This is a genomic window from Deltaproteobacteria bacterium (assembly GCA_016874735.1).
In the GTDB taxonomy this organism is placed as follows: domain Bacteria; phylum Bdellovibrionota_B; class Oligoflexia; order Oligoflexales; family CAIYRB01; genus CAIYRB01.
The window spans coordinates 15,477-35,080 of the sequence record VGTI01000003.1; the positions used below are offsets into that span (position 1 = coordinate 15,477).

Consider the following 19,604-nt stretch of genomic DNA (forward strand, 5'->3'; position numbering starts at 1 on the left):
GCAATTTTCAAAATATCATTAGTATTTTAGTCTTCCGGGGTTCTAGATCGACCTGTCCAAGAACCGGCGAACTTGAGATAAGCCCTTGCCGTAGAATCTTCTGGCGCCGATTCTTGCGCTTTTTCCCAATGCATTTTAGCCAAATCTCTCTGGCCCAACTTGTACTGCAAGATACCTAACCAAGTGTGTGCGTCGGAAAGCCAAGGGCATTCGTTAACTAACTCTTCAAATTCTTGCTTAGCCTTTTCGTGCTGACCAACTTTCACATAAAGCTTCGCCAAATTTAGCTTAACGTCTGGCATCTTATCGTAGAGAGATAGCGCCTTACGATATTCCTGAATCGCCTCTTGAAGCATGCCCGACTCAACATAGGCCTGCCCAGCTGCAACATGCATGTTGGCCAGACGACCGAGAACTAAACCGGGCTGCTTTTGCCGGTCACCGACCCGCTCTTCTAACTTTGCAAAAACTTGATTCGCCTCTTCGTAGCGACTGACATCGCAAAGAGTCGCTGCTAGATTCAGCGCCGCCTCCAAAAACTCAGGGTTCACCACTAATGCCTGGTTAAACTCCCTGATTGCCTCGACAAATTTCGACTGTTTATGAAAAGTGAGACCAAGCAGGTTATGAATGTTTGCGAGTGGCCCGTAATCAGCCAAAGTGGCTTTTAGCAGCTTTTCGGCCGCATCAAACCGACTGAGACTCAGGTAAAGCTCAGTTCTCTTCTTAACTTCAAGCAGTTCAGATCGTGCAACACCCATTATGCAACCGCCGTGGCTTCAAATCTGCGCGATACGAGTATCTTAATCTCTCCCGGGAAAGCCACCTCTGTGGCAATTTTGCGAGCAATATTTTGCGATAAAAGCTGCAAATCCTGTTCCTGAACGCGCTTGTTGTTTACCTCAACGTGAACCTCACGAGCTCCGTTCATAATAGCAAGACTAGTGATACCAGGAAAACTCCGCACACAGGATTCGATTCCAGACATCCGCATCTGGTATCCCTCTTCCAAGTTAACGCGTGCTCCAGGGCGGGCACCAGATAAGGTGTCAGCCGCCCGCAGCACATAAGCGAGGGGAGTCTCGATAACCAGATCGTTATGATGCGACATGACCGTATCACATATGAGCCGTTTTTCCCCAAATCGGTCAGCATAATCTCCGCTTATAACAGCGTGGCTGCCCTCAATGCGGTAATCGATTGCCTTACCAATGTCATGTAGGAGGCCACAGCGCTTCGCAGCATCCACGTCCACTCCCAGCTCGCTTGCGATGATACCGGCTAGCTTGGCAACCTCTACCGTGTGGTACCATTGATTTTGCCTGTAGCTAGTGCGCCAATTTAGGTAGCCAACGAGCTTTTGAATTTCAGGATGAATGCCGGATAGCTTGACTTCGCGCACTGCTGTGCGCCCGAGCTTGATTGCTTGTTGTTCGAGGAGCGCGCGATGTTTATCAAACATCACAGCGGCCTTTGACCAGCCGCCATTACCTTTAGCCAAGAGCTCGGTAAGTGCAAGTCTGACAGCTTCTCTGTCCACTCCGGCCCCCCCGGCAAGCTTAACCATCGGTACCGGAAATTCAGCACTTGCCAGCAGCTCGATCTCGATCTGCGCCTTTTCGCGCAATTCTTCCAATACGGTCGCCCCTTCTGAGGCTAATCGATCCGCCTGACCTGGCTCGGTCAACTCAACGGTGTTTACTGACTTTGGCCAGTAAAAGTCGGGTGCGTATCTTGACATCACGCGCGACATGCAGCGTTGAGCTAGGCGCTTGTGGGACGAGCTCAACTCGTCATCCAAATTTTTTAAAACCTTTTGGCATTCAATCTGTTTGGAGTCGATGATGTTGACCTGCATGGATTTACTAAGCGTCACAGCGTCAACTTTTGCTGTACTTTCCAGGCTATGCACGAGCTCTCGGCGAAGATTTTCGAGCTCTGTCAGCTTTTGCTGATGCGCTTCTTTTAGAGTCTCTAATTTAGCAACGTGAGCCTCGTGCTCCTTAGTTATCTTCTGGATGCGACTCTCTTCCATCTGCAAAGAGCGCTCTTGAGCCTGGAGATCTTCTTCGCTGATTTTCAAGTCCTCTTGTCTTTCGATTAAATCAGCCTCCACTTGTTCGGCAAGGAGCTGCCATTCCTCCTCGAAACGCTCAAGCTCATGCTGTTTTCTAGAGACGACCTGCTGCCTAGCGTCATTGAGAATATCGTCTCGCTGCGACTTATGTTCCGATCTGAGCCTTTGCGGCAAAGATCTATAAATCAGGAGAAACGCAAGGTAACCCACCGCAACAGCGCCCAGCCCGAGTAATAAGTATCCCATCGATCCTTCTCCTTGTGACTGCAGACTGAGTGCAAATTCAGGTAAGTTTGTGGCAGCCTGCTAATTCCCGTAATACAATAAGGAATGTGGTTTTGTCCCTGTGATGTAGCGATACGGGCTGATTTAAACACGGCCACCAGCTAAAAAATGGATTTTAGTGACAATTATATCAGATAGTTATAATTTTTTGGTAGATACTATGGCTATGGCCAGCCTCGAATTGAACAAACGTCGGGGTGAGGACCTGAAAATCAACGTAAAGCCAGATGCCAGTTTGGTCACTGAGGCCGACCTAGCGAGTGAGCGAGTCATCATAGAGCGGATCTCCAAATACTACCCAGGAGACCTAATCTATGCTGAAGAATCCGGCATGAGCTCCAAGACAAAGAGGCATGGCAGCGCTGTTTGGGTTGTGGATCCCCTGGACGGCACCACCAACTACGCTAACGGCTACCCTTACTATTGTATTTCGATTGGTCGCGGCATTTTTGACGTTAATGAGCACATCCAAATGCAATGCGGGGCAGTTTTCGACCCCGTCCGAGGTAAATTTTACTACGCAGAGGCGGGTAAGGGAGCCTATTGCGACGGCAGGCGGCTGCAGGTAACTGCAGCCCGAGAGTTTTGCAAGAGCTTTTTGGTTACTGGATTTTACTACCTGCAGGGCCCTGACCTGCAGCACGAAATCGCTAGGTTTTCAAAAATAGCCGCAGAATGTCAGTCCATCCGACGCGACGGTGCAGCAGCGCTCGATTTGGCTCTGGTGGCCGAGGGGGTTTTTGATGCCTTCTGGGAGCTTGGGCTGGCCCCTTGGGACGTTGCGGCGGGCTCTTTACTAGTTCGAGAAGCAGGTGGGATAGTCAGAAATTACCCTCCTCACCATGGCTCTTACAACATTGAAGGGGTTGGTGTGATTGCCGGTACCCAAGGCGCGGTCGAGACGTTGACTAAGCATTTGTGCTAAGCTTAAGCGAGCTAGAATCGTTACTAAATTTTTTGGCTCTTGAGGAGCTAGCAATGGGCCCAAAACTGCCGAAGTTGAGCGTCGCTTGTTTCTTCATCTCCGTAACCTCTGCGGCATACGCCGCTCCAGTGATCGAATCTAATGACAGATTAGAGGTTAATTGGAGCGCACTCAGGCTGCGTTATTACGGAGAAGCCAGCCCAGGTTCGGGCAGTGAAGACCTTAAGTCGGCTGAAAAAAAAGCCTGGCGCGACGGGTTAAACTACGCCAATGATGTCATCAGGAACTTAAACATTGCAGCCAACGAGCACTTCTCGCAAACGCCCGAAAAGTTGGCTGAGGACGCGAAACTTGCTGCCCACCAAGTCTCCACGGGAACTTCCTCGGTCAGCACCACTTATTTTGCCGATGGTACGGTTCGAGTTAATTTAGAAAGTTCGCTGCCCAAGGCCCTAGAGAGTTCTGCAATCCACTTCCGTCAAAAAGAGGCTCCCGAACCGACCATGACCGAACATACGGGCATCATCTTGGCGCCAGACCATCCGGTCAAGCCAAGGCCAAATTATCAGGTTGTAGATGAAGAAGGTAAAATCCTCTTTGATGTCAGGGACATGGCGCAAGCCTCTTATAATCGCCGCCTGATGGGGCGATGGTACAGGAAACCAAGTCCGGCAGAAATCAGTGAGGCCGTCGGAAAAAACCCTTTAACGATTCCCGTTCAGGTTAAGGACGGCAAGTTCCTAGTTCAACGTGAAATTTGGGATAAAGCTACCGAAGGGCATAAATCTCTACTGGTCAGCGGTATAATTGCGATTGCGCTGCCCTGAAATAATGTGATACCTCCTTCTTCCTCAAAGTTGAACGATCTGTTGGATGGGTCTGTTTAACATTTCTGCTGGAAGTAGAGGCAGTTGCGATGTCGTACAAAGTCAAAACTCGGAAAGCCGCGGCAAAACGCTTCAAGGTCAAGCCATCTGGTAAGGTCAAGCGTGCAAAAGCGGGTAAGCGCCACATTCTAACCAAGAAGGCGCGCAATCGGAAAAACAAGCTGAAGAAGCCGGCCTACGTGCACCCGTCGAATTTGAGTCGGGTACTCCCGTGTTTGCCGAACGGATAAGTTGAGAGGATAGGAAATCCATGACCCGCGCCAAGAGGGGCTTTAAAGCCCGTAGAAGAAGAAAAAAGATCCTAGCACTAGCAAGCGGCTTTAGGGGCTCGCGGAAGAATCGCTTCCGCACGGCTATCCACGTGGTCCGCAGAGCTCTGAAGTTCTCTTACCGCGACCGTCGCGCAAGGAAAGGTGATTTCCGTCAGCTGTGGATCGTTCGCATTAATGCCGCTGCACGCGCAGCCGGTATGAAGTATTCAGAATTTATGTTTGGCTTGAAAAAGCGCGGCATCACCCTGGATAGGTCGGTTTTGGCTGAACTGGCTCTACACGATGAAACGGCGTTTTCGAAGTTAGTTCAGGAAGCTAAAACAGCTCTGGCTAAGTAAGATCTGCTGTTAGCTTAAAACAAAGCGCCCGGCCTTGGTTAAGGCCGGGCGCTTTTGTTTAAACACTGCTCATATCTTTAGCTCATGCCAAGGAATGGCGGTCCCGTCGGGATTCGAACCCAAAACGCCGCCTTCGGAGGGCGGAATGATATCCTTTTCACCACGGAACCATACAACCCATCCATGAGTTGCCGATCCCATGTACCAGTCAGACTGCTAATTGACAAGGTCTAAATGCTGTTTTTCCTGTGTTTTCCGTTGTTAAGAGGTCTATGATGGAGTTCGAGGTAAGGGAGGCGCGCCAATGGCAGAGAAATACAAAACCGGAGCGAAAAACCTTAGTGACTGGACTTCGCAAGCTTCTAAAGAGGTTGGAGTTGACGTCGCTACCATAAAGGCAAGCAACACACCAGCCGGCATTGAAATCAAAAAACTATATACCGAAGCCGATCTTAAGGGCGTGGAGCATCTTGATACATTGCCTGGTTTCGCTCCTTTTACCCGTGGGCCGCGGGCCACTATGTATACCGTTCACCCTTGGACGTTACGTCAATACGCAGGATTTTCGACTGCAGAGGAATCGAATGCCTTCTACCGCAAGAACCTTGCGGCAGGTCAAAAGGGACTCAGCGTTGCTTTCGATTTAGCAACCCATCGTGGATACGACTCCGATCATCCTAGGGTGGTCGGCGATGTGGGAAAAGCAGGAGTCGCTATTGACTCCGTCGAAGATATGAAGATTTTGTTCGACGGCATACCGCTTGGCGACATGAGCGTTTCAATGACAATGAACGGTGCTGTTCTCCCTGTCATGGCCGCCTATATCGTCGCGGCTGAGGAGCAAGGAGTTCACCAAGCTGACCTCAAAGGCACCATTCAAAACGACATCCTCAAAGAGTATATGGTGCGAAACACCTACATCTACCCTCCGGAGCCCTCTATCAGGATCGTAGCCGACATTATTGAGTATACCAGTAAGTCGATGCCAAAATTTAACAGCATAAGCATCAGTGGCTATCACATGCAGGAGGCTGGAGCCGACTCGGCTTTGGAATTAGCGTTCACTCTTGCAGACGGTATCGAATACGTCAGAACTGCACTAGCAAGAGGTCTCAGTGTTGATCAGTTCGCTCCGCGACTCTCCTTCTTCTTCGGCACTGGCATGAACTTTTTCATGGAGATCGCCAAGCTTCGCGCAGCCAGAACCCTTTGGCATGAGCTCATGCTGCAATTTCAGCCGAAAGACCCTCGTTCATCGATACTCCGCACCCATTGCCAAACATCTGGCTATTCACTCACTGAACAAGACCCGTACAATAATATCATTAGGACTACCGTCGAGGCCATGGCAGCGGTACTAGGGGGCACCCAGTCTCTGCACACTAACGCTTTCGACGAAGCCATCGCCCTGCCATCGGCGTTTTCGGCTCATTTAGCGCGCAATACGCAGCTTATACTGCAGCACGAAACCGACCTGACCACCACGGTAGATCCTTTCGGTGGTAGTTATTTCATAGAACGATTGACCCAGGACTTAGTCGATAAAGCTCGGATGATAATCGAGGAGGTCGAAGGTTTTGGTGGCATGGTCAAGGCTATTTCGACAGGTATGCCCAAACTGCGGATTGAAGCGGCAGCAGCAAGGAAACAAGCTAGGATTGATAGTGGTACCGATGTCATCGTAGGCGTAAACAAGTTCCAGCGTGATCTGAGTACTGACGACGAAAATTTCGACGTATTAGTTGTTGATAATGCTGCCGTCAGAGAGCGACAATTGGCTCGCCTTGCTAAAATCAAGCGAGAGAGAAATCAGGCTAAGGTTGATCAAGCCCTGGACGGCCTCCGATTGGCGGCCAGAGATCCAGAGCAAAACTTATTGGCTTTTGCCATTGAGGCCATACGGGTCCGAGCCACTGTCGGAGAAATTTCAGAGGCATTAGCTGATGTCTATGGTCGATACCGCGCCATCAATCAAACTGTGAGCGCCGTGTATTTATCTGCTTATGCTGATAAAAATGAGGGGGCCGTCGTGCTGGCTGAAGTCAAAACTCTAGTCGAAACATTTATTGAGCGAGAAGGTCGCCGACCACGGATCCTCATAGTCAAGCTTGGACAAGATGGCCATGATCGAGGCGCGAAGGTCATTGCAACCGGGCTTGCCGATCTCGGATTTGACGTAGATATCGGTCCACTATTTCAAACACCCGAAGAAGCCGCTAAACAAGCTATTGAATGCGATGCTCACGTTGTGGGAATTTCATCTCAAGCCGCAGGCCATCGCACTCTGGTACCTCAGTTGATCACCGCATTAAACGCTGCGGATGCATCTGAAATTAGAGTGGTCGTCGGTGGCGTCATCCCCCAACAAGACTACGAATTCCTAAAGAAGAGCGGAGTGATGGATATATTTGGACCTGGTTCGCCAATTCCTGAGTGCGCTAGAACAATCGTAAAATCGCTACTGAAACAACCATAAGTGTAGCAATGACAACCAGTACAGAGACACTTATAGCCGGCGTGCTGACAGGCCAGACCAAATCTCTGGCCAAAGCTATCACTTTGCTTGAGACATCGAGAGCCGATCAAAGACAATTAGCTGATCAACTGCTCACCGCTCTACTTCCCCATAGTGGTCGTTCTCTGCGAATCGCGATTAGCGGGCCACCAGGAGTTGGAAAAAGCACGTTCATCGAGGCATTCGGAGAACATTTGCTCAAATCTGGCCATCGTCTTGCCGTGCTGGCGATTGACCCCTCGTCTCCTGTATCAGGGGGCAGTATTATGGGTGATCGACTAAGAATGGAGAATTTAGCCAAATCTTCCGATGCTTTTATACGTCCCTCACCTAGCTCCGGTATGCTTGGCGGCACTGCTCGGCGCACGAGAGAAACCATCATCGCCTGCGAAGCTGCAGGATTTGATGTAATTTGCATAGAAACTGTAGGTGTTGGTCAAAGCGAAACTTTAGCCGCTAGTATGACTGATTTGTTTATTTTACTTTCACTCCCAAATTCTGGAGATGAAGTACAAGGAATCAAGCGCGGAATTTTAGAGCTTGCTGATTTCGTTGTAATCACCAAGGCAGATGGGGCATCGAAACAGGCTGCCGAGCTCGCCAAATTTCAAATTGAGCAAGCATTAATGTTAACCCGCCATGACAGTAAATTCCCCCCTCAAGTCTCGACTGTAAGCAGCATACAGGGCAGGGGGATCAAAGAGCTATATAACGCCGTCGCTGAAACTGCCGCGAAGCTTAGACTCACAGATGATTTCGCAAAAAAAAGACGCAACCAAGCAATCGCCTGGTTCCGTTCTGCATTTATAGAACATGTCATCGCGGATGCTGATCGGAAGCTCCAGACTCTAGCTGCCGCAGTGCTTGATGATGTTGCCAAAGGCAAGATTGCACCAAGTATTGCGGCTGCTAAATTGGCAGCGACTATAATCAGTAAATGAAAATATTCATTTATGCTGAATGCGCGACCAATAGACTTCGTAGTCAAATTTGGGTGAGTGCTGCTTATTATGGCAACCAGTGCATATAGCCCTATCTGGTTTTTTGACACCCCGCTCCCGCTGCGGATTATTAATATGGCTGCGCCGGGCGCCATGGCAGCTCTCACATTGGACATTTGCAAACTGAGGACTCGACTCCGCACTGACGTATCCACCTGGCTCGTTGGCGCCAAGCACATGACATCCAATACATGCTGGATCCTCGTGCTTGTTCTTGTCTTGTAGGGTTTTCAGAGCATGGGCGTGTTTTGTAGCTAAATAAATTTTATACGCGTCCGGATGACAAGCTCCACAGGATTCGGCGCCCGCGAAAGCTGAGTTTTTCAGCTGCGTCTGCCTATTAGCTGCCGACTTACGAAACTCATCCCTGGCAGCCTCACTGTACTGCGCATAGATATCGTCAACAGCAGTACTTTCTGCTGCGATAGAGGGATCGAGCCACGTGATTTGCTTACCCTCACGAAGCCAATCCGGGATGGTGGCAATCTTAGGGTCGTGTTTTGGTTTTGCCAGCAGAGCTGCCAAGCTTGGGGCCTCTGCAATCTGCAATCTCCCCCCCCTCAGAAGACCTTGTCCTGCTAGGGGGACCATCTGAACCACCGGCGTAAGCATTCGCTTTAACCTCGCCTCTTGGCGACGGTCATCAGCCCCAGGTATCGCCTCCAGCTTGGCGGTGTTAGAGCTAATGATCGTTGTGAATAGTCCACAATCAATGACCTGTCGTAGCTCTGGATCACTGCCCGCAAACAAAAGAATACGGTGATCGCCACTGTGTGACGACAGGACTTTTCTCCATCTGTCGAGGAGTTCCTTGTTGAGACCTTCAAATACTGACGTCGATATGGCAGGCTGCACATAACCCATTGCGACCCACCCACGACCAGTCAACTTTTCCTTAGCATATCTCCCTGCAATGTCAGACGTTACCGCGTTACTAAGCACAAAGGGTAACATCTGGTTTTTGTGTTCATCCACCCAAGTGGCGACCTCCGCTCGGCGAAAGAACTCCAACTCATTGAAAAGAATGGCGTTTGGTCGAAGTCGCGCTTGGGCATCTAGAATAAACTTGGTCTTCAGAGCGGGCTCGGCTGGCAACGGAAGGGCGTTACCCAGGTCAAACAGCAGTAATTCTGGATAGATGGCCCGCTCGCGCGCAACTACAGTTGCCAATCGTCTTATGCCGCCAAGGTCGGTGCTTGGATCACATCCACACGGCTCTATGTGACCACGCAAGTCTCCATAAGCAAGAAAACCGATATCAGACGGAGCAGCGGAGGCGAATGTTGTCAAGAGCGCTAATAATAGGTAGACCATGGCTTGTAACCCGAGCAATCGACGACAGAGTTTATGACTCAAATCTGAGTTTAGTCGATTAAGCATCGACCTGAAAGTAGGACATACAAGTGACAGGTATAAGATTGACAGAACGTGCAATTGAAGCTGTGCTTGAGCTTCAACGAGTCAACGCGCAATTCAGCGAGAGTATTCTACGGTTGTACATTGACGGCAAAGGGTGTGACGGATTTTATTATGGGGTCACCTTTTCCGACCAACTTGAGGGCGACGTTGAGGTATTGACGAAACCAATAAGGGTGTTCATCGATCAAAATTCTTTAGAGTTTATGAGAGATGCGATTATCGATTGGGTCGATGATGATCGCGGCAGAGGATTTTTGGTAGAAAATCCGCACCACGGCAAGTTTAGAGGTAAATTTTTCAAACGACAGGCTTGGCAAGAAAAGCTCAGTTCTTCTTCTCAATCACCAATTTAGTGCCAGGTGGAATGACTGTAACACCCTGGCCAAGAAATACGATGTCAAAAATACCGTATGGTCCGCGTGCTTCACGCAGTGATAACAAGCCAGCTCCAGCTCGTTCATTCGATTTTAAATTAAATTTTGCAGCCGAATCATTCACTGCCAACGCTTGGACCTGAGGAATGTCGAGGGATCTCAACGTAGAACCGATGAGCACTTGATCACCTTTCTGATCGAGGACAATTCCGTCCCATCCGAGAGCCTCAAACGTCCAAGCCACAAGGTCCTCGTTAGAGGTAATTTTGGGAGCCGGAGTTGCAAAAATCTGTACTGCTTTACTCGCCTCTAATCGAAATCCCTGCCATTCTCCGGCGTCTGGTGCAATCACGACCAAATCCGCACCTGATGAGGCAAAGACAGTCACCAGCCTATCCATGCTTGCATACTTACGCTTGTTTAACTTCATATTCCATTCAGCACTGACCCCATTGACCGCAATCAAATTGGACTTGCCATTAAAACCCTCAAAATCGACTTGCATAAATTTGATTTGCTTGGGGGCCTTCGGATCCTTCGAGGTCAACTCGTTTAAGTTTTTTACGAAAATGACGCTCCGCGGCATCACGGAAGCCTTCGTACGGATTTCATTCAACCAAGTATCTATTGTGACGCCGGACGGCAAGGGCGCAGCGGTATCGGCCGTCGGCGCAGCACCGACTGGAGCCACGGCATTAGGATCGGCAACGGCTGCTGGAGCCACGGCATTAGGATCGGCAACGGCTGCTGGAGCCACGGCATTAGGATCGGCAACGGCTGCTGGAGCCACGGCATTAGGATCGGCGACGGCTGCTGGAGCCACGGCGTTAGGATCAGACACAGCTGTGTCCACCGGTATAGAAGAATCCTGGCCCGATGCAGCGGATGTTGCTGTCGATGCTAAGAACGCCACCAACAAGCTCGTCCCAAGTGAATTTTGTCCCCGCAGCATGAAATGCCTCACCAAGATAGTGCTACCCCTGCTCCAGCGTACCCAACATCGTAAGAGACACCTGAAATTGCCGCAGGGTCGGTATCTGCAGCTTTGACTGTGGTGTTGGTCAACCCTACTGACTCCCAGAAATAGAAAGCTAAAAGTGCCGTCCGTAGCCGCAAACCTAGTAAGGGCAACTCTGGACCCGCCGTGAAATAAGCGTCGACTCCTAGCCGGTTGGAGGTAACTTTGCCTCCCGACTTGATAAGCGAATACCCAGTGTTTATTCCAAACCACCCTCGAATTGTATACCAGTCTGACAACTGCTCCAGACCTACCTCGAGACCAAGAGCAAATGACCTTCCCAGGCTGAAATCAGCCATCTCAGTGACCTTGTTGTTTTCATTCAACTCAACTGGCAACGATGCATTGAAGGTCCAGATGCCGAGTTTCGGATCCACAGTCACCCGATCGACGAGGAACCCTGGATTAAAGTCCCACGAGAATCCGATAACGTGTCGGGCAAAGGCTATTGAAGCAGTATATGTGGTATCAATGCCCTTGATGTCTACACCCGGTAATGTCTGAGTCGCTTTGGGCAACACATCGTAATAGTACCTTAGGCCTTTGAGCGGTCCTCCCCGCATCTCAAATAAAAGTCCAAACATATTCGTCTTCGCCAACAATGTCCCAAGAGGCCCAAAACCTGGTAGCACCTGTTTCCCGTACCTTACCCCGACGTACCCTGAGGCCGCGGCCTCCCATAACTGGCCAAGAAAATCCTTCCCACCCGTCAAAAAATCATCGAGTACGTCCTTCTCAACCGCCCGATCAAGGTCTGCATGCGCGGCCACGAGGCCCTTCATGATATCAGCCTTCCGAGCTCCTGGACCCTCGGCACTTTGAGCCCATAGCGGGCCAGTCGCTAAAACGGCGTCAACTGCAGGTGTAATCTCGTAGGTTACATCGCCACCTGATAATACCGACTTCTTCTTCACCTTTTTGGTCTTCGGTTTGTTGATCTTGGTGCGAGTCGCAGTACCCACAACTTGACTAGACCACTGTTTCTGCGTTGAATCCCAGCTCAACCTATAAAGCACAAGTGATTTGGGAGCTTCTTGCTCGGGATATTTAAACGACCTTGACTTACCTGCCCGCCAGTAGCGACCCGTAAAGGTGGGGGGCGTGCCTTTTATCCTCGCCTTGCTAACAAGCATTCCCATCGGACTACTTTCGAGAAGAGCAAAGGCAACGTAGTCGATGTATTCGTCGTCTTTATAGAACTTCATCAGATGCTCTGAATGAGTCAGGATGTACTCACTCACAATTTCACTAGCTTTATCGTCCTGATGAATGAGCTGGTACTTAACGTCCTTAACACCATCGATGATGTTCAAAGTCCAATTTGTTGTTTTTTCTATTCCCGAAACTTTTTTTCCACTCAAGTAACAACTAAAAGAACCAAAAGCGCCGAAACCATAGGGACCGTTACCCACAGACATCGCGGACCCTAGGGCAGCACATGTCTTTTTCCAGTTTTTACTGTAGCTTTTTGACTTATCCTTAGGGACTTTTCTGCTAGATTTAACGTCCACTATAATCTTTAGATGCTCTATGTTTATCTCTTCTGCGTGCAGTGCAGCCGAGAAAAACAAGGAAGCAAAACTAGCCAAAAGTATTTTGAAGACGAAATTCACGCATAACCTGCTTAGTTAGATTAACTCGAGATAGAATTGAGATCACTTGTGAGAGACTATTTCGACTTTTCCTACAAATACCGCCTGAGCTTGATTGCCAATAAACGCAGCAACCTCGGTACTCGATTTTAGGAATTCACGACTGACTGGGTAGAGAGTGCCTTTCTTTAAAATATACAAAACGTGTCCCTTATTTAGCAAGGACCACATAGGATCACCAGGTCGATTCTGGGCAAATTCCCTAATGTTCTGGAACGCCTGACGCTGCCCTTTGAAGACGAAATCACCGTTTAATAAGGAGGAAGTTTTACTTATTATCTGTTTGTTTAAAAGTGTGCCTGAGATCTGAGCAACAATTAGGTCCTCTCGGACAACAAAATATCCCTCGTTGGACAGAGGGTGTCTCTTATCTAGTGCCAACAGGTTGGAGTCTCTGATCAAATTTGAGAATCGACCAAAATCTGCGCTGCTCATCAGCTGAATGACAAGTCCTGACTGGAAGAGTTCGACTTCCTTTTTTGGAGCGATCCACACTGCGTCAGCGCTTTCAGGTTTTGGCGCAAAGTCACTGACGCCTATGTTGATGGGACCATCCGGAATCTCACCCAACGTGACAACGGTCAATTTAGTCTCGCCGTCTGCCAAGGATTTGGTGCGCTGGTTAATCCCTCGCGATGCCTCAACACCTGCACGAATTTTGAAATGATATCGCTTTATGCCGCCGAAAAGCTCGGTCACACCAACCTTTTTGATGGTCTTTAGTGGCACAGAGATGGTTGCGTCATTTGGATGCGCAACAAAAATTTCCTCTGTCTGTCCGTTACCAGACACAGAGATGAAAGCACGTAGCGTAACTGAGCCATCGGGCTTGTCTTGTGTCAACGCTGGTACAGGTAAATCGAGGGCTCCACCTTGAGGGTTTTCTAAGTTTCGCATGGTCCAATACTCTACGCCTCGAGGCGGGGGGGGGCTTTCCACCTTTATTGGCGGCAACGGTGCCGGGGGTGGAGGACTGGGTGGGATGACTGCCACTACTTGGGGCTTGGGCGGCACAACTTTTAGTGACGTAAGAGGCGAAGAATTCGAAGGAGTCATTTGCTGATTCGCCGATTTAGACTCCCCGATTTTTTTTGCCGCTAGCTGTTGCTTATTCAGATTGACTGTTGAAGTGACCTTTTTCTCTTCGATCGGCTTTCCGATGAATCCAGCAAGCTCGGAGGCACCATGGTTGGGAGCTAGTCCACCGAGGTTGGCACCGTCTATTTTCATGGCATCGGCACCTAGGGAGCTCAGTTCGGTTAAACCCATTCTAGCGTTCTGTAATTGGGGAGCGGATGGCATAGGTGGCGGCATCATCGGCGCAGGCATCTTATCCAGCACAAGAGCATCTAGTGGGTCTGATAGTTGCATTTCGGCATTCTCAGCCGAAGACAAACCATCGCCAGTAGCCGGCTCAAAATCGACTCGCCCTTCAGTGGGCGCTTCAGCCCTAGCTCCTACCTTGGTCGAGCCGGTGGCCGGTGGGGGGGGTGCCGGTACCGGTGGCGCTGGCGGCAGTGGCACCAAAAACACAGGTGCCAGTATGGGCTCCGGAACTGATGCAAGGGGCGGTGGCGCGATTGCAACTATAGTTGGTTTGATCGCGGAAACTACGGACCGCAGATCGGCATTCGTGGGAATTATTTTAGCCTGCACAGCCCGAGCCTGACGACTACCTTGTGGCTTAAAGACGGCGATTTTCTTGCCAGCCGAAATCGTATAGCTCTCTTCACCGGCCCTAAGTATTAGCGGTGGGCATTCCTTACACTTGTCTGCAACTTGTGGTACTGCGGACCCTCGGATCAAGCGAATGATGTACGCGGAACCACGCTGAGATCCGATCGCTGTAATTTGTACTTGACTGTCTTCGCCTAAAACCAGAGCTCTAAATTTATCAAACCTAATCTTTGCTCCGCTGGTTTCTGCAGTTGCCAAGGTGTCACCATCAAAAACACCCTGCCCCTTAATGAGATCTCGCCATCTTACTACCCCCTCTGACCTCGCTAGCAATGCGCCCTGTAGCTCTTCAACAGAGGCCACAGATGCTTGGACAATTTTTGTGAAGTTATCGATGTTGTAAATTGCCAACAGAATACCGAGAACGGCAACGCCCCAAATGGCGAGAAATACGACTTTTATGTTTGGTTTTTGTAACAACCTATGCGTTCCAACGAATTTACTGGTTCCTGTGGCGTATCCTCACTTCAATTGTCTTAACCCGTGCTCCCTAAGGTATTCGGCTGGCAACCAACCGAGCTTTAGAACACGACGTCATTCAGCAATCCAAAATAGACCGTCTCAAGTTCTCAAGTGGCGATCCGATAGTACCGTAGACAGAATCCTAAGATGGGGCGCTTTTGAATACTGCAGGCTTCAAATCGTTAGGAGCAAAGCTCTTCTACCTGATGACGGTCTTGGTGCTAGTCACGGTAGCTGGCAACTCATGGCAATTTTTCCGGACATACAAGGCTGACCTACTCGAACAACTTCAAGATTCGCTACAAAGCCAAGCAGAACGTGCCAAAGATCAAATCGAAACGTTGATTGAGACATGGCGGTCACAAGTGACGGTGGCACTACCGACACTACGAACTCAGGGAAAGGACGATGGCAAAGCGGGGAATCTTGCGCTCCAGAGATTTATAAATTCAAACACAGATTTTGTCGCTGTACATCTGATTAGCGCTCGTTCTGCCAGTAGCGCTGAACTCTCCTTGGTTGGAGAGGCATTCACTTCGCGAATCAACGACAAGAACTTTGAGGACAAGGAAGCAAGACTTGTGAGCGAGCAGCTTCGCTCTGCCATTCCAACTTGGTTGAAGACTCAAGTCGGCAGCCTAAAAGGTAAGGTTCTAGTGGAGAGTCTAGCAAAGCAGGTCAGATTACCTTTGGTAACCGTAGCCATTAGATTCGAAATTGCAAATACCAGCGAAGTGCTTTGGGCCGTTCTAACAGCCTGGCAAACCGGCATTAATAAGGCTCTTGCAAAATCGTCTTTCTTGAAAAGCTCTCTGCTCGATCGAAGCGGACGTGTATTCGCTTCTCTCGATCCCAACGACGTTTTGAACAGGCCATTATTCACAGGAAAGCAATTACTCAAGAGTGCTTTGGCCAGCAACAAGCCATCCGGGTTTGAAAATATTTACAAGGACCAAAGAAACCGGGAAAAAGTTGGAGCTTATGCAAGGTTTCAAAAATACCCTTTAATACTGGTGATTGAGCAAGATGCCAACGCAGCAACCCAAACTGTCCGTAAAACACTAATTTCGACGAGTCTGTGGGCAGGCCTTTTTGTCCTGCTTGCTATTATGCTGAGCTTTTTGGGATCTTCACAAATCACTAAGGGTTTACGTGCTGTAACGCTGGCCACAACGAAGATCGCCTCCGGCGACTTTCAACACAAAGTATCGACGGGTAGTCATGATGAGGTGGGAGCGCTAGCAACTGCAGTTAACCATATGTCATCTCAAATCGAAAATCTCCTCAAGTCACAAGTCGCACAAGCTCAGGTAGAGAAGGATCTAGAGACAGCGAAAACCGTACAAAATACATTTTTTCCTGAAAGCGATATTCGTCTTAGCCACATAAAAGCTACGGGTTTCTACAAGCCTGCCACCCAATGCGGTGGCGATTTGTGGGGTCATTTTCCTATCGAGGATGGTTTAGACTTTATATTCATCGCTGATGCCATGGGCCACGGAGTAGCGGCCGCCCTCGTGACGGCAATGGCATACTCAATCACGATGTCAATTGCGGACATTGTGAAACACGACCCAAGTTTTCGTGATTCACCTGGAACCGTACTAGAACGGCTGAATCGCGTCATCTACGATGCTGTTGAGGGAAAGATTAGTATGACATTCTTCGCTTCGGTGATCGACACCAAGCGAGGCATTATGACCTATGCAAATGCTGGGCACAATTTCCCAGTTATAGTCCCTAGCGATTCAAGTGACTCACGACTTACCAAAACCCCAAAGTCGCAATCTTTGGGCGGCCTCATTCAACCTATCTCTCTCAAACTTATGGGTACCCCCCTCGGAATGGATAGTACCTCCCAGTACAAAGAACGCACTATAGAGATCGCACCCGGTGACAAGATATTTTACTTCACAGACGGTCTGATCGAATGTACCTCTCCGTCTGGTGAGATGATGGGAAGAAAACAAATGCTTATCGACGTGGCTACTTATGCCAACCTACCTGCGGAAGAAATGAAAAATGCAATCGTAGACAAGGCCTTCGCGTTCTATGCTGGCACTCCTCAAGCCGATGATATCACCCTAGTAGTTACTGAAATTTCGAAAGATTGGAGGCAAGGAGAAATTCCTGCAGCAACGCCGCTTGAACCAAGTAGCGAAAGTTTAGTGCGTCGAGACAATGACGGTTTTGCGTCGGCGATTTCTGCAACGGATCCGACGATTGCAACTGCACGTACTGAAGTCCCACCTATTGACCTCGTAGGTACTAGTCTTATTACTGAAAATTTCATACCCAGCCCTACCGGGATTGAGGTTAAGGAATCGGCCTCAAAAAATCCGGATCCAGTTAACGTACCGCCACCGCCCCTAGCATTACCTCCTCCTCCAAATCTGCCAGATTTGGCCGTACACCTTGAGGCTCAAGTCGTAGTTGCCCCTTCAATAGAGCCGTTGACAAATATTCAGCCAGGCTCTGCTCGGGTTAACAGCAGGATTTCAAGTAAATATAAGTTAAAGCTGCCCAGTGTAGGATAAATCTTCGTTATCTACCTGAGTAGATAGCCCCCTCCATAAATGCAGCGTATAGTCACAGTGCTGCCCACTAGCTTTGCGCGCAGACGGGATATATGACTATCAATCGTCCGGGGAGACACCTTGACTCCCTGCCAGATTTTCGAGCTGATTTCATCCCGGCGAATAGTCTGGCCACAATGATTCACAAGTAATCGGAGTAATTGGAGTTCTTTTTGTGGCAAAACAACTACTTCTGAGGAATCACCCAGTCTTAACTTTAGGTTAGCTAAGTCCAGAACTAGATCCCGATAACGGATGACACTCCCCGCTCTACCACGAGTATCTTTACCCAGCATATTGCGGAGATTGATAGCAAATCGCATAGGATCATCACTAATTTCGATAGCTTGAACAGTTTCCGGCAGATCCTTCGGATTGCCATCTCCCGAAGAAACGGCAATGCAGGCGCAGCCAGCAAGGTTTTGCCGAGCGATTGTTGCAATCTCAGATAATGACCAAGTTTTTGCACGATTATCAATGATTAGGGCGTCTGGCATCTGATTACAGTTAATTCGGATAATAGACCAAAGCGTCTGAGTTGACGCTACGGCTCGGACAGCGAAATCACCGATCAGCATGTCGGTGATTCTTGGTTGCGAATGATCTGCCTTTTCTAATACCCAGAGTGTTGCCAATGATAGCTCTCCACTTGAATTCCGCAGTTGAAATATGGTTATCTGCAGCAATTGATTCTCGATAACTCAATTATATGACAGATATCGCCGATTAGGATGCTGGGTTCGGTATTCTTAGTCATAAGAGCAGGTGTCCTAATGGCCTCACAATTAACTATTGAAACCGTTAAAGAAGCTGCGAAAAGAATTAGGCCATATGTCGCGCCATCCCCCGTAAAATACTCGGTAAATCTGTCAAAAAAAATGGATCAGCCTGTTTACCTTAAGCTTGAAAATTTAAATCTATCCGGCTCATTTAAGATTAGAGGAGCCATGAATGCACTCCTTCAGGTCGGGCCAGAAGAGCTAGAATCTGGTGTAATTGCAGCTAGCGCAGGAAATCATGCGCAGGGAGTGGCCCATACTTGTCGCCTACTTGGAACTAAGGCGACCATCTTCATGCCCATTCATTCTCCGATTGTAAAGGCAGCAGCAACCAGAGAGCTGGGAGCTGAGGTCGTTCTAACTGGTAACAGTTACGAAGAAGCTTTGGGCGCAGCACTTGAGCGACAGAAACAAACGGGCGCTCTGTTCCTTCATGGTTTTAACGATGAGCGTGTGATCGCAGGACAAGGCACAGTGGCGTTGGAACTTTTAGAACAGGTTCCCGACATGGGCCTTGTATTAACAAGTATCGGGGGAGGCGGTCTGGCAGCGGGCGTTGCGTTGGCCATAAAGGAGTCAAATGCGTCAATTCAGGTGGTGGGAGTTCAATCAACCTCTTTCCCGGCTATGAAACAATCACTTTCAGCGGGTAAGATGACGGAGTTCTCGACAGGCTATACGATTGCGGATGGAATTGCGATCAAAGTGCCTGGGTCGAAAAACTTCGAAATTCTGAACTCTTGTATCGACGATATCGTGCTAGTTAGTGAAGACGAAATCGCCTCGGGAGTCATGAATTTAATGGAGTGGGAGCATATGCTAGCTGAAGGGGCTGGTGCTGCAGCTGTGGCCGCACTTTGGAAAATTTCTCCACAAACATTCGCTAAAGTACAAAAACGACCGATTGTCTGCGTTGTGTCAGGTGGTAACATCGACGTTAATTTACTAAAGAGAATCATTCCTATCGGTCTAAAGCATACTGGAAGGCTGTTTAGACTGGCTGTGATGATACAAGATCGGCCGGGCCGCTTAGCCGAACTTCTTAACATAGTGAGTCAAACAGGTGCAAACCTGCAGGACGTTACTCATAATAGGTTGTACAACGCTGTCGGTTTCGACGATGTTGAGGTCATTCTCGACATCGAAACCATCGATAATCAACATCAAGACCAAGTAACTCAGAGCCTAACTAGACAAAAGTTCAAATATACCAAGCTAGGATGATAATATTGCTATAATAAAAAATGGCGCTTACGCGCCATTTTTTATATCTTTTCATTCATAACC

General features: G+C 49.0%; 16 protein-coding genes and 1 tRNA gene. 9 read left to right on the forward strand and 8 right to left on the reverse strand.

Features of this window, described 5'->3' with window-relative positions; genetic code table 11:
* Nucleotides 1-26: 26 nt before the first annotated feature.
* A complete protein-coding gene (locus tag FJ146_02795; protein ID MBM4250876.1) occupies nucleotides 27-761 on the reverse strand; it encodes a tetratricopeptide repeat protein in 735 nt (244 codons plus the stop codon).
* The gene (locus FJ146_02800; protein ID MBM4250877.1) at nucleotides 761-2,323 is read right to left on the reverse strand and encodes a DUF3552 domain-containing protein; all 1,563 of its coding nucleotides are present in this window, start codon (nucleotides 2,321-2,323) and stop codon (nucleotides 761-763) included. Before FJ146_02800 ends, FJ146_02795 begins: the two co-directional genes overlap by 1 nt.
* A 199-nt stretch (nucleotides 2,324-2,522) precedes the next feature.
* On the opposite strand from FJ146_02800, the gene FJ146_02805 reads away from it, so the two are divergent.
* From FJ146_02805 to rplT, 4 genes are all read left to right on the forward strand, one after another.
* Entirely contained in the window at nucleotides 2,523-3,287 is a 765-nt protein-coding gene (locus tag FJ146_02805) for an inositol monophosphatase (protein ID MBM4250878.1), read from the forward strand.
* Between the two features lie 53 nt (nucleotides 3,288-3,340).
* Entirely contained in the window at nucleotides 3,341-4,114 is a 774-nt protein-coding gene (locus FJ146_02810; protein MBM4250879.1) for a hypothetical protein, read from the forward strand.
* 89 nt (nucleotides 4,115-4,203) lie between these two features.
* The gene (gene rpmI / locus FJ146_02815) at nucleotides 4,204-4,404 is read left to right on the forward strand and encodes a 50S ribosomal protein L35 (GenBank protein MBM4250880.1); all 201 of its coding nucleotides are present in this window, start codon (nucleotides 4,204-4,206) and stop codon (nucleotides 4,402-4,404) included.
* A 20-nt stretch (nucleotides 4,405-4,424) separates the two neighbouring features.
* Nucleotides 4,425-4,784, forward strand: a complete 360-nt coding sequence (gene rplT / locus FJ146_02820) for a 50S ribosomal protein L20 (GenBank protein ID MBM4250881.1) — start codon at nucleotides 4,425-4,427, stop codon at nucleotides 4,782-4,784.
* A 95-nt stretch (nucleotides 4,785-4,879) separates the two neighbouring features.
* Here rplT and FJ146_02825 read toward each other — a convergent pair.
* A tRNA-Arg gene (locus tag FJ146_02825) sits at nucleotides 4,880-4,954 on the reverse strand.
* A gap of 134 nt (nucleotides 4,955-5,088) precedes the next feature.
* Here FJ146_02825 and scpA point away from each other — a divergent pair.
* Both scpA and meaB read left to right on the forward strand, forming a co-directional pair.
* Nucleotides 5,089-7,260 carry a methylmalonyl-CoA mutase gene (scpA, locus tag FJ146_02830; GenBank protein ID MBM4250882.1) on the forward strand — a complete coding sequence of 724 codons (2,172 nt, stop codon included), beginning with the start codon at nucleotides 5,089-5,091 and terminating at the stop codon, nucleotides 7,258-7,260.
* A gap of 8 nt (nucleotides 7,261-7,268) precedes the next feature.
* Entirely contained in the window at nucleotides 7,269-8,240 is a 972-nt protein-coding gene (gene meaB / locus FJ146_02835; GenBank protein ID MBM4250883.1) for a methylmalonyl Co-A mutase-associated GTPase MeaB, read from the forward strand.
* A gap of 6 nt (nucleotides 8,241-8,246) precedes the next feature.
* Here the strand turns inward: meaB and FJ146_02840 are convergent, their stop codons facing one another.
* The gene (locus FJ146_02840) at nucleotides 8,247-9,680 is read right to left on the reverse strand and encodes a hypothetical protein (GenBank protein ID MBM4250884.1); all 1,434 of its coding nucleotides are present in this window, start codon (nucleotides 9,678-9,680) and stop codon (nucleotides 8,247-8,249) included.
* 17 nt (nucleotides 9,681-9,697) lie between these two features.
* Here FJ146_02840 and FJ146_02845 point away from each other — a divergent pair, with 17 nt between their 5' ends.
* A complete protein-coding gene (locus FJ146_02845; protein ID MBM4250885.1) occupies nucleotides 9,698-10,072 on the forward strand; it encodes an iron-sulfur cluster assembly accessory protein in 375 nt (124 codons plus the stop codon).
* Here the strand turns inward: FJ146_02845 and FJ146_02850 are convergent.
* The 3 genes from FJ146_02850 to FJ146_02860 are packed head-to-tail and all read right to left on the reverse strand — an operon-like array spanning nucleotide 10,044 to nucleotide 14,920.
* Complete coding sequence (locus FJ146_02850) at nucleotides 10,044-11,045, reverse strand: hypothetical protein (protein ID MBM4250886.1); 1,002 nt, start codon at nucleotides 11,043-11,045, stop codon at nucleotides 10,044-10,046. The two genes, FJ146_02845 and FJ146_02850, sit on opposite strands and share 29 nt — an antisense overlap.
* Nucleotides 11,046-11,053: 8 nt before the next feature.
* A complete protein-coding gene (locus tag FJ146_02855; GenBank protein ID MBM4250887.1) occupies nucleotides 11,054-12,724 on the reverse strand; it encodes a hypothetical protein in 1,671 nt (556 codons plus the stop codon).
* 42 nt (nucleotides 12,725-12,766) lie between these two features.
* Nucleotides 12,767-14,920 (reverse strand): hypothetical protein, encoded by a 2,154-nt coding sequence (locus FJ146_02860; protein ID MBM4250888.1) that lies wholly within the window; start codon nucleotides 14,918-14,920, stop codon nucleotides 12,767-12,769.
* A gap of 200 nt (nucleotides 14,921-15,120) precedes the next feature.
* Between FJ146_02860 and FJ146_02865 the strand changes: the two genes are divergently transcribed.
* Nucleotides 15,121-17,499 carry a HAMP domain-containing protein gene (locus FJ146_02865; protein ID MBM4250889.1) on the forward strand — a complete coding sequence of 793 codons (2,379 nt, stop codon included), beginning with the start codon at nucleotides 15,121-15,123 and terminating at the stop codon, nucleotides 17,497-17,499.
* Nucleotides 17,500-17,510: 11 nt separating this feature from the next.
* Here the strand turns inward: FJ146_02865 and FJ146_02870 are convergent, their stop codons facing one another.
* Nucleotides 17,511-18,173, reverse strand: coding sequence for a winged helix-turn-helix transcriptional regulator (locus FJ146_02870; GenBank protein MBM4250890.1), 663 nt, complete (start codon nucleotides 18,171-18,173; stop codon nucleotides 17,511-17,513).
* Nucleotides 18,174-18,269: 96 nt separating this feature from the next.
* On the opposite strand from FJ146_02870, the gene FJ146_02875 reads away from it, so the two are divergent.
* Nucleotides 18,270-19,541 carry a threonine ammonia-lyase gene (locus FJ146_02875; GenBank protein MBM4250891.1) on the forward strand — a complete coding sequence of 424 codons (1,272 nt, stop codon included), beginning with the start codon at nucleotides 18,270-18,272 and terminating at the stop codon, nucleotides 19,539-19,541.
* Nucleotides 19,542-19,604: the final 63 nt, after the last annotated feature.